A 13,630-nucleotide genomic window follows, 5' to 3' on the forward strand; every position below is an offset into this window, starting at 1 on the left:
ATAAAGTTTGCCGAGGTTTGTAAGTATATTCAGACATCGGGCCGACAAAGACGACACTATTGGAAGAGTATTTTGGAAATGAACTTGTAAAAAAGTTCGAGGAAATGATGGAAAATAATGATGAATTCTACTTCGATACCGAAGAGTTGGAAGACATTATTGTTTATTATTTGGAGCTGGGAGATTTTAACTACGCAGACAATGCTGTTAATTATGGACTTAAGCTTCACCCGAATTCATTAGATATCAAGATCAAAAGACTTGAGATTCTTTTGGAATGGGAAGAGTATAATACAGCGAAAGAACTTATTGACGAACTTAAAGGTGCATCAATGGAGAACACGGACTTTTTAGTCTGCTACGCAAAGTATTATTCGAGCCTGGGAAACCCTAGAAAATCCATTGATATCTGTAAAAAAGCTTTAGAACTGAAAGAAGAAGAGAACTTCCTTCACAACTTTATTGCAGACGAATATGTGAATTTGGGAGATCCCTTTAACGCTCTTAAACACTACAGAAAAGCTCTGAAAGAAGATCCTACAGATGAGTATTCACTGGAAAACTGTATGATCTGCTTCAGTGACCTGAATAAGAGCGAGGAGGCTATTGCCTTTCTTAATGAATATTTAGATGAATTTGCTTATTCTGAAACCGCATGGTTTGAATATGGGCAGTTTTATTTCAACAGAAAGAATTTTGAAGAAGCCATCAAGGGGTATGATTACCTCCTGGCAATCAATTCCAGTTCGGTGGGAGTATATGCTAACAAAGCAGCCTGCTACGAAGCTTTAGGGCAGTATCAGAAAGCCGTGTCAGTATATGAGGAAATGCTTGAACTTGAATATACCAAAGCATTTACTTTCTATAAGATTGGATTATGCTATAAGGCTCAAAAGCAGTCTATTATGGCGCTTAATGCATTCCAGAAATCATTGAGAGAAGATCCTCAGTTTTATCTGGCAATGATGGAGCAGTCTTATCTTTATGAAGAAATGGGTGGTATGAAAGAAGCACTTCATTTTGCTAAAGAAGCAACCCATCTCAATGACAGCAATCTCGACTATCAGAAAAGACTGGCATTTCTGTTCATTGATTCAGGGAAATTTGAAGAAAGTCTTGCCTGCCTGAAAAAGCTGGTAGAGGCGGAGCCTTCAAGATTCTATAACTGGTATGCCTATTCAGAAGTTTTGATGCTTCTTGGAGAATATGAAGAAGCGGTAACGATTCTGGACAAAGCAATAAAGGTACACGACAGAGCAGAGCTTTATTATCAGCTCAGCAATTGTTATTTCAACCTTAAAAGGCCGGAAAACGGAGCAGAATCTCTTCAGAAAGCCCTAAGCATTGATCCATCACTGGCTACGGATATGCAGAAAAAATATCCATTCATCAAAGATGAGGTTAAGAAAGTCAAAGCAAAAGTGAAAAAGAAGAATTCTTAAAGAGTTAAATTAAAATAATTAAATCCTGCAGCAATGCAGGATTTTTAGTTGATATCAGTAAAACGTTTACTTTTTTATAGCGACAGATTTAGATCTTAAAAAGATCAGTCCGCCAATAATGACTCCTGCTCCCACAAATTGTAAAATACTGAGTTTCTCACCATCCAAAAAGCCCCAGATAATAGCAACGATCGGCATTAGCAATGTTACTGTTGAGGCAAAAAGAGGAGTGGATACTTTCAGAAGGCGGTAATTCAGTGTCATGGCTAGCCCGGTTCCAAACACAGATAACAGGCCTACAAACATCAGTCCCAGCATATTATCTTCGTTAAAACTGAAGGTCGAAAAGAATCCCGTACCTGTTAAAGCAATAAGAGAAGGGAAAAACAGGACAAATGAGAAAACAAATGCTGATAAAATGGTTGAAGAAACATCCATAAGTTTAGATTTCACGGTGGTCGTACTTACAGCATAACATAATGTAGCCAGTAATAAAAGCAATATTGGGATCAGCTTAAAATTCCCACCTTCTCCATCTCCGCCGAAAGCCAGTAAACAGACTCCGGCAAAACTAATCATCGTTCCCACGATCTGCCTTTTGGTCGTTTCAAATTTCCAGATCAGCGCTCCTACAATGATGACAAATATGGGCATCATAGAATTGATAATCCCCGCAATACTGCTGCTCACTTCCGTTTCTGCGATTGGAAAAAGGAACATAGGAATAAAGTTTCCTGTGAATGCTGCCAGAATAAGCCATTTTAAATGTTTTTTTGGAAACAGTTTGTACTTCGAAACAGCAACGGGCATTAAAATAATCCCTGCGATCAAAACTCTGAGGGCTCCAACCTGGTATGGACTGAAATGCTCAAGAGACTTTTTGATCAGAATAAAAGATGATCCCCAGATAACAGTTAATACAATCAGAAGGATCCATTTTTCTTTATCTGCGTTCATTGTTTTTGTGTAATATTTTTAAAAACTCTTTTTTAGGAATCATTTTAGCTCCCAAACTTTCCAGATGCTCAGTATGGGATTGGCAGTCAACAAGATCGATGCTCCCTTTATGGGTTTCTACAAAGTGTATAAAACCTGCTTTGGAGGCATTGCTTACTTTGGCAAACATGCTTTCTCCGCAGAAAACATTGCCAATCTGAAGTCCGTAAAATCCTCCTACCAGTTCTCCGTCCTGCCATACTTCAATGCTTTTGGCCAGTCCGTAATCATGCAGTTTAATAAAAGAGTCCATCAGTTCGTCCGAAAGCCAGGTTCCGGTCTGTCCTTTTCTGTTGGTCTGCTGGCAGTTTTTGATCACGTCCCTGAAATTTTTGTTCTCCGAAAATGTAAAAATACCTCTGTTGAGTATTTTCCGCATTGATTTGGAGACTTTCAGTTCATCAGGAAACAGGACGAATCTCGGATCAGGGCTCCACCAAAGTATTTCCTCGTCGGGATTATACCATGGAAAAATTCCCAGCTGATAAGCAAACCAGATACGTTCTACAGACAGGTCACCACCAAAAGCAATCAGACCTTCATGACCGTCATAAAGTTCAGGATCTGGGAATGAAATCTCGTTTTCGTCTAGTCGGACCATTTTTTTGGAAAAAAAATCCCACTTGAGCAAGCAGGATTTATATTTGGTTTTATTCTTTAATTAAAAAGGTAAATCATCGTCATCGTCACCAGCGAAAGGGTTTTCGTTGGAAACTGGAGATGCAGATTGAGAAGGAGAGGCCTGAGTAGGTTCAGATCCGTTATCCATTACTTTTTCAATTTTCCATCCTGTGATAGAATTGAAGTATTTAGTTTCACCTTGTGGAGAAACCCATTCTCTTCCTCTGATATTGATTCCCACCTTTACATTTTCACCTTCTTTAAGATTATCTAATAAACTAATCTTATCAGACAAAAATTCTATGTTTATCGGCTGTGGATACTGTTCCTGGGTTAAAATAACCATTTCTCTCTTTTGAAAACCGCTTGCAAATGTCTGAGCGTCAAAAAGTTTCTTTACCGTTCCTTGTAATTCCATATTGTAATTATTAACGTTGTAAAAGTAAGAAAATGAAATTTAATAATAGGGCGCACAGAAAAAAAATCTAAGAATTTTAATTTTTTTTTCTGAAAAGTTTGGAGGTAAAGGAAAATGTCCTATATTTGCACTCACAAAAACGAAGCAAGCTCTTTAAAAATAAACAAACCAGCGGATGTGGTGTAATTGGTAGCCACGCCAGACTTAGGATCTGGTGCCGTGAGGCGTGGGGGTTCGAGTCCCTTCATCCGCACTATGCGAAAATAGCTCAGCTGGTAGAGCACAACCTTGCCAAGGTTGGGGTCGCGGGTTCGAATCCCGTTTTTCGCTCCACACCTGCCCTGGTGGTGGAACTGGTAGACACGCAGGACTTAAAATCCTGTGTTCGTAAGAACGTGCGGGTTCAAGTCCCGCCCGGGGTACTAAAACTCTCTGTAGAATTTTTCGACAGAGAGTTTTTTAGTTTTAAGACGGTTTGTGATAAGTAGGCTTACTTATGCAGTGTTTGTGAGGATTTATTTTTTTTAATTCTTATTTTAAGACAAAATGTTTTATATTTGTACTCTCAAAAGAAAACAAGTTCTTTAAACAAAGAAACAATCAGCGGATGTGGTGTAATTGGTAGCCACGCCAGACTTAGGATCTGGTGCTGTGAGGCGTGGGGGTTCGAGTCCCTTCATCCGCACTACACACAAAAACTCTCTGTAATATACTTACAGAGAGTTTTTTGTTTTTATACAGAATATGATGAAGATCTTTCCATTAGAAGGCAAGAAGTGATGGAAACGTTATACTGCATTTAGCGTGGTAAGAAAGTTTTCAAATCAGTTCTTTCTGTAATAGCTGGGCCCAACCCCAACTTCATTCTTAAAAGCCACACTAAAAGATGATGGTGACGCATAGCCCAGATGATACGCAATTTCTTTTATAGAAAAATCCGAGTTTTTAAGCAGATAAAGAGCTTCTTTCATTCTAAGCTTGGAAGCGTAGTGAAATAGACCGTCTCCAAAAAGCTCTTTAAACCCCTTTTTTAATTTAAATTCATTGATTCCAAATTGTAAAGAAAGCTGTTCTATGGTATAAAATGATTTCAGATTCCCCTCGATAAATTCTTTAACCTCCATCAGTTTGTGAATTTCTGGAGTACTTATAGAGGTTTTATTTTTAACCGGTGATTCTTCTTCCTGGCCTTTTGCAAACTCAAAAATAAGCAGAAGCAGGCTTAAGATTTTACTTTTTATAAAATAGTCTCTGTAGAATCCATCCAGCGTACATTTTTTGATCTCCAGCAAGATGCTCATCATCTGTGGGGTGATCGGAAGGCCATGCGGAAACAGGCTTGCCGGTTTTTGCTGATCTACCTTATTGATAAAATTCTGAAGGATGGGACTGTCTTTTGCCAGTTGATGAAAATAATCTTTGGAAACGTAAATATCAAGATTCTTATACCAGATCTCTTTCTGGAAATAAATTTCAATATCAGCATTTTCCGGAGTGAAATAAATATAGTGATGCAGCAGCTTATAGGATCCTGTTTTTCCGTTTACTGAATCCTGAATGACATCCGTTCCACCGAGAAAAAAGGCAAGTTCTATATATTTTACATCCTCCGTACGGAATTTCATGATGTAATCTTCTTTATAAGAATATCTGTATTCTTTTACTAAAAATTCATCTCCATGATAGAGATTCAGAGTTTCAAAGTGTCCCAGATCATTGGTATAAACTTCACATACTCCATGGCCGTTATCTTCACCGAAGAAATCTAAAATCTGTTTCGTTATGGTGCTATCCGGTACTCGTTCTCCCAAAATCTAAAGTATTTATCCCAACCTCAAAAGTTATTACTGCCAGCAAAAACTAATTTTGCCCCTGTAAATTTAATTAAACTAATTCTAAATAACAATGTATGAATAAGAACAAACTCCTTTTTTCAGCATTACTTTTTCCTGCATTGGTTTGGGCGCAGAATACGTCGCAGATTACAGGGAAAGTAGTGAACTCTAAAAACAAACCGGTAGCTACCGCGAAAGTAATCCTGAATAATGGAGAATCAGAAACTTATACCGATGAAAACGGGATTTATCGTTTCAATAATATATCCGCAGGAAGCTATGTGCTAAGAGTTGACGATCCGGAAGTTTCAAAAACCTATTCTTTTACGCTGAAAGAGAATGAAATCCTTTCCTATGATTTTATGCAGTCACTGTCTTCGGATGCCTATCAGATTATGGAAGTCAACGTTACCGCCAGCCGGAAGACTATGCCTTCTTCTACTTTAAGGCTGGGAGAGAACCTTCTTGTGACACCTCAGAATATTCAGGTAATTGACCAGCGTCTTTTAAATGACCAGCAGATTTTGACTACAGCGGAAGGGCTCAGCAGAAATGTAAGTGGAGTACGTACTATCACCCATCAGGAAGAAGGAAGTGTCGGAATAGCTGTTCGTGGTTTCCAGGCTTCCAACCTGCGAAACGGAATGGATGTAAGCGGAAGTTTTGGACCGCTTCGTGAAGATATGGCCTTTGTAGACCGTGTAGAGTTTGTAAAAGGTCCTGCAGGATTTATGATGGGAAATACACAGCCGGGTGGATTTTATAATATTGTAACGAAAAAACCTGTAGGAAGAGAAAAAGGAAATGTTCAGCTTACTTTGGGAAGTTTTAATCTGTACCGTGCAGCAGCCGATGTAGAAAGAAAACTAAGCAAAGACGGTAAATTCTGGGGAAGACTGAATGTAATGGGAACCAAAAAAGGTTCATTTCAGCAGTATGTAGAGCATGAGCAATATGTCATTAATCCGTCTTTCAAATACATTGCATCCGAGAATACGAATGTAACCCTTGAATATATTCTTTCTCAAAATAATTTTCAGGGAGGATTTGCTAAATATGCCTATGGAATTGACGGTTTTAAAGATGTTAAAAGATCCTTCAGTTTCTCCGACCCTATTATGGATCCTACAAGATCATGGGAACATAATGTCTATGGAACGATTAACCATAACTTTAATGAAAACTGGCTTATCACGGGGCAGTTTGGATATGTACGATCTGAGATGCAGGGAGAATCACTCTATGCCAAATACAATAGCATTGCGCTGGCAGATGATCCTGTTAATAAAAGAATCAAAGGAGACGTAAACCGAGGGATAAGTATTAATGACGCATTGAATACATCCACCATCGGGCAGGTATTTACAAGGGGAAAATTTACCACAGGAAATATTAACCATAATATTCTTGCAGGTCTTGATATGGGAAAAAAATTCTATGTCGCAGACTGGTCCGTCTTGCCACAGAATGTAGGTCCGGTATTCAATATCTACAATCCGGTATATGGTAACCTTAAAAAAGCAGACATTCCGCAGTACGACCGCTCACAGTCTCTTCGTGAGCGTGGTGCAAATTATATAACAAATTATTCTTACACTTCTTTTCACCTTCAGGATGAAGCGCGATTTCTTGAGGATAAATTGAGAATAGCGGCTGGATTCCGTTATACATCTACGGTAAAGACCAGTGCTGCAGATAAAGGAGCGGAGGTGAAGAATACGGCGGTAACCCCACGTTTCAGCATCACAGGTTTAGTCTCTCCGACTTTAACGGTATACGGACTGTATGATGAAACTTTTCAGGAGCAGACAGGAAGGCTTTTGAATGGAAGTACTGCCGATCCTTCTTACGGAAAGAATAAAGAGATAGGAGTCAAGAAAACCTGGTTCGGTGGTCAGTTAATGACTAATATTACTTTTTATCACCTGACGAAAACCAATATGTTAACAGCTGCAGGAGTGGATAACCCAGGGCTTTTTGAACAGACGGGAGAAGCTACTTCCAAAGGGATAGAGTTCGATTTAAACGGAAATATCAGCAAAAACTGGAGTATACTTCTCAACTATGCCTATACAGATGCTAAGGTAAGCAAAGATAATAATCCTAAAAATATTGGAGGAATGCTGTATGGAACAGCCAGGCATATCACCAATGGCTGGATTAAATATACAATTGCTCAGGGGGATCTTGAAGGACTTGGGTTCTCATTCGGCTATGAATATCAGGCAAAAAGAGCAGCCTGGCCCGTGGTAACGGGATATCCATATCTTCCGGATGATTATTTTACGCTTGATCTGGGAGTTTCCTATAAAAGAGACAGTTATCAGATTTCTTTCCTGGTGAATAACCTGACAGACCGATATAACTATGTTGGTTTTTACCCGGGGGCATGGAGCTACAGCCACTATGGATGGAGGGCTACAAACCCGATCAATTTCAGAATGAATCTTTCATATAATTTTTAAATGAATACCGGAAAAGCAAAGTCTAAGAAAAAAAACAACAGAAGCTTATTCTATCGGATTTCGGCCTGGCTGCACTTGTGGCTGGGCCTTGCTTCAGGAATCATTATCGTCATCATATGCATTACCGGTATCACATGGTCTTTCCGTGATGAAATCAAAGACTGGCTCAACCCCGAATTAAAGGTTGACTATATTCCCGGAAAAGCAATGCTTAATCCTGCGGACCTATACGGAAAGGCAAAAAAACTGTATCCGGATCAGGAAATATCGTTTGTCTGGCGTCCCACCGGGAAAGCAGCAATGGTAGGCTTTGGAAAAAGAAATCCAGGTTTTGTTCTGCATCTGCACCCATATACAGGTGAAATTCTTCGTAAGCCAAGTTTTCAAAAGGAATTCGATTTCTTTGAATGGACCTTAAAAGGGCACCGTTTTCTATGGCTTCCTTCCGGGTTCGGACGTCCCGTGATCAATTATTCTACCTTTATATTTTTTATTACGCTGCTCAGCGGGCTGGTTTTGTGGTGGCCGAAGAAATGGACTAAAGCCATGAGAAAACAAAGCTTTTCGGTGAAATGGGATGCCAAAACGAAAAGACTGAACTACGATCTTCATAATGTTTTCGGGTTTTATTCTATGATCATTCTGATGGTTATCTCGATGACCGGGATGTATTACGGGCTTCCGTGGTTTAATAAATTCCTGTATTTCACAACGTCTCTTGGAAAAAGTCCTCAAAAGGAGCGGCAGGAGCTTAAAAATGAAACACCTTACAAGCCGGAAAACTTACAGGGATCGATGTATATCGCCTGGGAAGATGCAGTGAATAAAGTTGATGCCAAAGGATATTACCTGTCGGTTCCTAAAGATTCTACAGAAACCGTAAGTCTTTACCTGTATCCTTCACACCGGCGGTTTTATGATTTGCAGAGTTTCAGTTATGACCGTAATTCAGGCCGGTTGCTGGCCAATACTTCTGCCTATGCAGGCTCTTTTGAGCACGCTGATTTCCCTGTAAAAGTGCAGAAACTTAACTATGACCTGCATGTAGGTTCAGCCCTTGGAGGAGTATGGGGAAGAATTCTGTATTTCTTTATAACTCTTGTGGGAGCATCACTTCCTGTTACCGGTTTTCTGGTATGGTGGTTTAAGAAAAAGAAAAAAACAGGCTGATATCCGCTGAAGGGATCATCTACTTATTGTTGATTGTTCTTTCCAGGTTTTCCAGTCTTTCAAAAATTTGTGTGAAAATGTTTTTATCTGAAGTGGAAACGGATCCTACGATCTTATAAAGATTTTGATCCGGCTTTGAAACTTCTGAAGCGTACTCTAAATGACCGTTATGATGAATAATCAGGCCATTGGGTGCGCTTTTTTTATGCTCTGCCTTATTCAGAAACAGAATGTCACCATATTGATAGGGAGAAAGCAGCTGGTGCTGAGGTGTAAATTCATAAATAAGATCTACCGATGCTAATATTTTTTGCAATACGGCTGCGTTGGTAGAATTTTCTTCACTTAATACGGTCGGATCACTCTTCTTTTGGTCCCCATAATCTGGAAAAAACATCAGCTGGTCTATGTCCGATCCGCTGGCTAACTGATTTACCTGTAGGGTTTCGGTAAGAAACTTGTCCAGATTCAGATGAAAATGATTGGCCACTTTAATGATCGTTTCGATCTTCGGCTCAGCGCGTCCTTCTTCATAAGAGCTGATTACCCCTCTGTTTAAATCAAATAAATCAGCAAAAGCCTTTTGGCTCAGTCCTTTAACCTGTCTTATTTTTTTGATATTGATTCCGAAGAAGCTCATGTGTCTAATCCTTTTTGCAAATATAGACAATCTAAAATAAACAATTGCTAATATTATTTGCATTTTGGAAATTTTATTTTTATATTTGTGTGAAACAATTTTGAACATTAAACCAGCCATCATGAAAAATCAAATATTTAGAACGGTCAAAGAGTGGTTGTTAGATTATGAGTTTAATATCACGTTGGAAGATGAAGCTCAGAGAATTCTAATCATTGAAAAAGAATCAAACGGAATCAAGAATATGATCCTTATTATATCAGATTCGATTCTGATTATGGAACAGTTTCTTTTTGAAATAAAAAATCCAACCGAAAAAACATACAGACACCTCCTTCAGAAAAACAGAGATATTGTGCACGGAGCATTTGTTCTGGATAATACCGGAAAGCGGGTGATCTTCAGAGATACCCTCCCTACAGATAATATGGCACAGAATGAAGTGATGGCTTCTATCAATTCGCTGGGAATACTGGTTGGGGAATTTACCAACGAAATGCTTGAAATGAGTAAGTAACTGAACAAAAGATATTTGAAATGAACATTTTTAAAAGATTATTCAGAATAGGAAAAGCAGAGATCCATTCGGTGATTGACGGCTTTGAAGATCCGATCAACTTAACAGAACAGGGGATCAGAGATATGAAGGAACAGCTGGGTAAAAGCATCGAAGCCCTGGCTCAGCTTAAAGCGCTTGCCATTCGTAAAAAGAACGAGGCTGAGAGCGAAGAACAGACTGCCAAAGATTACTACAATAAAGCAATAGCTATTGTTCAGAAGGCAGAAAAAGGGGAGGTAGAAACAGTGGAAGCGGATCGCCTTGCTAAAGAAGCATTGAAAAGACAAACCTCCGCTCAGGAAAACAGTCTGGTTTTGCAGAAGGAACATGAGAAGCTGTATACTGAATGTGAAAAAATGCAGGGAAATATCAGTCATCTCAAGTCCAGCATTGCCAAATGGGAAAATGAATTGAAAACCCTTAAAGCAAGAGTTCAGGTAAGCGAGGCGACAAAAGATATCAATCAGAAAATGACCCAGATGGATACCGGAAGCACGGTAAGCATGCTGGAAAAACTGAAAGAGAGAGTGGTACAGCAGGAGGCTTTAGCAGAAGCCTATTCCGATATTTCGAAAGCAGGAAAAACGATAGATGAAGAAATAGATGCCATGGTGAAAAATAATGATACAGAAGCTGAGGAAGCTTTGAACAGATTAAAAGAAACACTTAAAAAAGGCTAATATATGACCTTTCAGGAATTTTTAAATGTAGCATTTTCTCCGGTAAACACTGTATTGAGTGTCTTACTTGTCCTTTCGGTGATCTACTGGTTCTTTACGATTCTTACCGGTTTGGATATTGATGTAGGCATTAATCATGACTTGGATGGCGGAGCAGATTCTCCGGACGGACATGTACATATAACGGATCATGATCCCTCTGCCTGGATGCAGTTCCTGAAGTTTCTTAATCTGGACATTGTTCCGATGACCTATTTCCTCACACTGGCACTTTTGATCACGTGGCTGGGTTCTTTTTATCTGAACTATTTTGTTCCGATGCCGGTATGGGTAGGGATTACAGCTTTGCTTCCATTAATGGCTGGAGGAATCCTTCTGACGAAAATAATTCTGAAACCACTGAATCCCTTTTTTAGAGAAATCAATCACAAAGGAGAAAGGGCTCACGATTTCCTCGGGAGAGAAGGAAGGTTGAAATCCGGAATTCAGGGAGATAAAATAGGGATGATGGAAGTATTTATTGGGAGTGATCCCATGACGCTGATGGTTAAAAGTAAAGACGGCGAAAAGCTGGAGCACGGAATCCGTGTCATGATTGTAGATGAAGAGCCTGATAAAAGACTCTATTACGTACAGAAATCCATGTGGTCCTAAAAGTTAACCCTATGTTTTCCCTTTTTATCATCATCCTCAATTTTATACTGGAAGTCCTTGGACGATATTTTTAAAACAAAAACACATTTACATATAATAAACTTATAAAACTATGAATTTACCTTTAATTGCTGGAATTATTGTTGCTGTGGTAGCAACGATCGGGTTGATTTTCTGGATCTTATCCATGTATAAGAAAACTGTTCAGGGGATCGTTATTTTGAGAACGGGTTATGGAGGAACAAAAGTATTCTTTAATGCCGGCATTGTAATTCCTATTATTCACCGTATGGAATCTATGGATATCTCGGTGAAAAAACTGGAAATAGCAAGAGAAGGAAGAGCGGGGCTGATCTGTAAAGATAATATGAGAGCCGATATTCAGGTGGCTTTCTTTATCCGTGTCAACAAATCGGTGGATGATATCATCAACGTAGCACAGACTATCGGATGTCAGAGAGCTTCCGATGCCCACACTTTAAGAGAACTTTTTGAAGCTAAATTTTCAGAAGCCCTTAAAACTGTAGGAAAGAAATTTGACTTTACCGAGCTCTATGAAGCCAGAAGCGAATTTCGTCAGGAAATTCTTGATATCATCGGAACAGACCTTAACGGATATGTACTGGACGACTGCGCCATCGACTACCTGGAACAGACGTCTATAGATAAACTGGACAAAGACAATATCCTCGATTCAGAAGGGATCAAAAAAATTACAGAACTTACCGCCACACAGAATATTAAAGCCAATCAGGTTCGGAGAGACGAAGAGAAAACAATTACGAAACAGAATGTAGAGGCACGTGAAGCAATTCTGGAACTGGAAAAACAGCTGGCAGAAAAAGAAGAATCTCAAAAAAGAGAAGTCTCGAATATCAAAGCTCGTGAAAATGCTGAAATCTTAAAAGTTCAGGAAGAAGAAAGGTTAAGACATGAAACCGTCCGTATTGCGACCGAAGAAAAACTTCAGATCGCAGAAGAAAATAAGCAGCGCCAGGTAGTTATTGCGGCTAAAAATAAAGAGCGGGCAGATCTTGTAGAAACAGAGAGAGTGCTGAAAGACACTGCGCTGGAAGCAACAGAAAGAGAAAGAGTGGTTTCTCTGGCACAGATAGAAAAAGAGAAGTCGATAGAACTTGAAAAGAAAAACATTCAGGATGCGATTCGGGAGCGTCTGACGATGGAAAAGACGGTGGTGGAAGAGCAGCAGGGAATCAAAGACCTGGAAGCCTTTAAAACAGCAGACAGAAACAAACAGGTTGAAATCACACTGGCGACTCAGGAAGCAGAAAAAATGCTGATCGGAGAAACCAGAGCGGCAGAAGCAAGAAAACTAGCAGCAGAAAAAGATGCTCAGAAATATGTGATCGAAGCACAGGCTAAAAGAGACGCCGCAGAAAAAGAAGCGGAAGCACGTAAAATTATTGCAGATGCCAAAGCCAAAGAAGAAGCAACAGTTGGTTTATCTGAAGCTCAGGTAATGCATGCGAAAGCAGAAGCTGCCGAAAGACAGGGAATCGCTGAAGCAGTCGTTATTGAGAAAAAAGCAGATGCGGTGAAAAAAGAAGGTATTGCACAGGCAGAAGTGATCAAAGAAAAAGCTTTTGCGGAAGCAGCAGGTATTACAGAAAAAGCAGAAGCCATGAAGAAGCTGAATGAGGCAGGAAAAGACCATGAGGAGTTCCGTCTGACCTTAACGAAGGAAAAAGAAGTGGAACTTGCGGAGATTGCCATCCAGAAAGATATTGCGGAAGCGCAGTCCTTGGTATTGGCAGAAGCATTTAAATCTGCTAAGATTGATATCGTAGGAGGAGACAATACATTCTTTGACAATGTTATCCGTCAGGTTTCAGCGGGTAAAGGGCTGGATAAATTCATCAGCCATAGCGAGAACGCTCAGATCGTAAAAGAGCAGCTTTTGGGAGAGGGTGAAAATATTATAGGAAGAGTGATGGGCATGGTAGATAAATACAATATCTCCTCCGAAGACATCAAAAATATGAGCATTGCCTCACTGATTTTCAAACTGAATGGGGTAGCCAGCCAGCAGGAAAAAGGAATTCTGGAAAGAGCCCTTGATATGGCTAGGCACCTGGGAGTGGAAAATAAACCGGTGAAATAATAATCAAAGCACAATTGCTGCAATTCAT

The 13,630-nt window shown here is 39.6% G+C and carries 12 protein-coding genes and 4 tRNA genes; 11 read left to right on the plus strand and 5 right to left on the minus strand.

The window, feature by feature from the left end; translation table 11 throughout:
- Positions 1-59: 59 nt before the first annotated feature.
- Positions 60-1,442 carry a tetratricopeptide repeat protein gene (locus IW16_RS03775; RefSeq protein ID WP_034739825.1) on the plus strand — a complete coding sequence of 461 codons (1,383 nt, stop codon included), beginning with the start codon at positions 60-62 and terminating at the stop codon, positions 1,440-1,442.
- Positions 1,443-1,508: 66 nt separating this feature from the next.
- On the opposite strand, the gene IW16_RS03780 is transcribed toward IW16_RS03775, so the two are convergent.
- The 3 genes from IW16_RS03780 to IW16_RS03790 are packed head-to-tail and all read right to left on the minus strand — an operon-like array spanning position 1,509 to position 3,477.
- Positions 1,509-2,399: a DMT family transporter gene (locus IW16_RS03780; protein ID WP_034739827.1), complete on the minus strand. Its 891-nt coding sequence runs from the start codon at positions 2,397-2,399 to the stop codon at positions 1,509-1,511.
- Complete coding sequence (gene aat, locus IW16_RS03785; protein ID WP_034740554.1) at positions 2,386-3,039, minus strand: leucyl/phenylalanyl-tRNA--protein transferase; 654 nt, start codon at positions 3,037-3,039, stop codon at positions 2,386-2,388. The genes IW16_RS03780 and aat overlap by 14 nt, the downstream gene beginning before the upstream one ends.
- Before the next feature lie 60 nt (positions 3,040-3,099).
- A complete protein-coding gene (locus IW16_RS03790) occupies positions 3,100-3,477 on the minus strand; it encodes a DUF3127 domain-containing protein (RefSeq protein ID WP_034739828.1) in 378 nt (125 codons plus the stop codon).
- A 171-nt stretch (positions 3,478-3,648) separates the two neighbouring features.
- Here IW16_RS03790 and IW16_RS03795 point away from each other — a divergent pair.
- The 4 genes from IW16_RS03795 (at position 3,649) to IW16_RS03810 (ending at position 4,162) form a co-directional block, all read left to right on the plus strand.
- Positions 3,649-3,730, plus strand: a tRNA-Leu gene (locus IW16_RS03795).
- Positions 3,731-3,734: 4 nt separating this feature from the next.
- A tRNA-Gly gene (locus tag IW16_RS03800) sits at positions 3,735-3,810 on the plus strand.
- A gap of 5 nt (positions 3,811-3,815) precedes the next feature.
- Positions 3,816-3,899: transfer RNA gene (locus IW16_RS03805), tRNA-Leu, on the plus strand.
- A gap of 181 nt (positions 3,900-4,080) precedes the next feature.
- Positions 4,081-4,162, plus strand: a tRNA-Leu gene (locus IW16_RS03810).
- 139 nt (positions 4,163-4,301) lie between these two features.
- Here IW16_RS03810 and IW16_RS03815 read toward each other — a convergent pair.
- Positions 4,302-5,288: a helix-turn-helix transcriptional regulator gene (locus tag IW16_RS03815; RefSeq protein ID WP_034739830.1), complete on the minus strand. Its 987-nt coding sequence runs from the start codon at positions 5,286-5,288 to the stop codon at positions 4,302-4,304.
- A gap of 98 nt (positions 5,289-5,386) precedes the next feature.
- Between IW16_RS03815 and IW16_RS03820 the strand changes: the two genes are divergently transcribed.
- The gene (locus tag IW16_RS03820) at positions 5,387-7,777 is read left to right on the plus strand and encodes a TonB-dependent receptor (RefSeq protein ID WP_034739832.1); all 2,391 of its coding nucleotides are present in this window, start codon (positions 5,387-5,389) and stop codon (positions 7,775-7,777) included.
- Positions 7,778-8,947, plus strand: a complete 1,170-nt coding sequence (locus IW16_RS03825) for a PepSY-associated TM helix domain-containing protein (protein ID WP_034739833.1) — start codon at positions 7,778-7,780, stop codon at positions 8,945-8,947.
- 19 nt (positions 8,948-8,966) lie between these two features.
- On the opposite strand, the gene IW16_RS25580 is transcribed toward IW16_RS03825, so the two are convergent.
- Complete coding sequence (locus IW16_RS25580) at positions 8,967-9,587, minus strand: helix-turn-helix domain-containing protein (protein ID WP_051889892.1); 621 nt, start codon at positions 9,585-9,587, stop codon at positions 8,967-8,969.
- A gap of 121 nt (positions 9,588-9,708) precedes the next feature.
- On the opposite strand from IW16_RS25580, the gene IW16_RS03835 reads away from it, so the two are divergent.
- The 4 genes from IW16_RS03835 to IW16_RS03850 all read left to right on the plus strand — a co-directional run bounded on the left by IW16_RS03835 (position 9,709) and on the right by IW16_RS03850 (position 13,602).
- On the plus strand, positions 9,709-10,104 hold the full coding sequence (locus IW16_RS03835) for a YbjN domain-containing protein (RefSeq protein ID WP_034739836.1): 396 nt from the start codon (positions 9,709-9,711) through the stop codon (positions 10,102-10,104).
- A 20-nt stretch (positions 10,105-10,124) separates the two neighbouring features.
- A complete protein-coding gene (locus tag IW16_RS03840; protein WP_034739838.1) occupies positions 10,125-10,826 on the plus strand; it encodes a PspA/IM30 family protein in 702 nt (233 codons plus the stop codon).
- Between the two features lie 3 nt (positions 10,827-10,829).
- A complete protein-coding gene (locus tag IW16_RS03845; RefSeq protein WP_034739840.1) occupies positions 10,830-11,480 on the plus strand; it encodes a hypothetical protein in 651 nt (216 codons plus the stop codon).
- A 112-nt stretch (positions 11,481-11,592) separates the two neighbouring features.
- Positions 11,593-13,602, plus strand: a complete 2,010-nt coding sequence (locus IW16_RS03850; protein ID WP_034739842.1) for a flotillin family protein — start codon at positions 11,593-11,595, stop codon at positions 13,600-13,602.
- The last annotated feature ends 28 nt before the right edge of the window (positions 13,603-13,630 follow it).

Source organism: Chryseobacterium vrystaatense, assembly GCF_000737765.1.
GTDB classification, from domain to species: domain Bacteria; phylum Bacteroidota; class Bacteroidia; order Flavobacteriales; family Weeksellaceae; genus Chryseobacterium; species Chryseobacterium vrystaatense.

Excerpts from the sequence above, each read along its gene's own strand:
- IW16_RS03780 (WP_034739827.1), bottom strand. The coding sequence starts at position 2,399 with ATGAACGCAGATAAAGAAAAATGGATCCTTCTGATTGTATTAACTGTT.
- aat (WP_034740554.1), bottom strand. The coding sequence starts at position 3,039 with ATGGTCCGACTAGACGAAAACGAGATTTCATTCCCAGATCCTGAACTT.
- IW16_RS03790 (WP_034739828.1), bottom strand. The coding sequence starts at position 3,477 with ATGGAATTACAAGGAACGGTAAAGAAACTTTTTGACGCTCAGACATTT.
- IW16_RS03820 (WP_034739832.1), top strand. The coding sequence starts at position 5,387 with ATGAATAAGAACAAACTCCTTTTTTCAGCATTACTTTTTCCTGCATTG.
- IW16_RS03825 (WP_034739833.1), top strand. The coding sequence starts at position 7,778 with ATGAATACCGGAAAAGCAAAGTCTAAGAAAAAAAACAACAGAAGCTTA.
- IW16_RS25580 (WP_051889892.1), bottom strand. The coding sequence starts at position 9,587 with ATGAGCTTCTTCGGAATCAATATCAAAAAAATAAGACAGGTTAAAGGA.
- IW16_RS03835 (WP_034739836.1), top strand. The coding sequence starts at position 9,709 with ATGAAAAATCAAATATTTAGAACGGTCAAAGAGTGGTTGTTAGATTAT.
- IW16_RS03840 (WP_034739838.1), top strand. The coding sequence starts at position 10,125 with ATGAACATTTTTAAAAGATTATTCAGAATAGGAAAAGCAGAGATCCAT.
- IW16_RS03845 (WP_034739840.1), top strand. The coding sequence starts at position 10,830 with ATGACCTTTCAGGAATTTTTAAATGTAGCATTTTCTCCGGTAAACACT.
- IW16_RS03850 (WP_034739842.1), top strand. The coding sequence starts at position 11,593 with ATGAATTTACCTTTAATTGCTGGAATTATTGTTGCTGTGGTAGCAACG.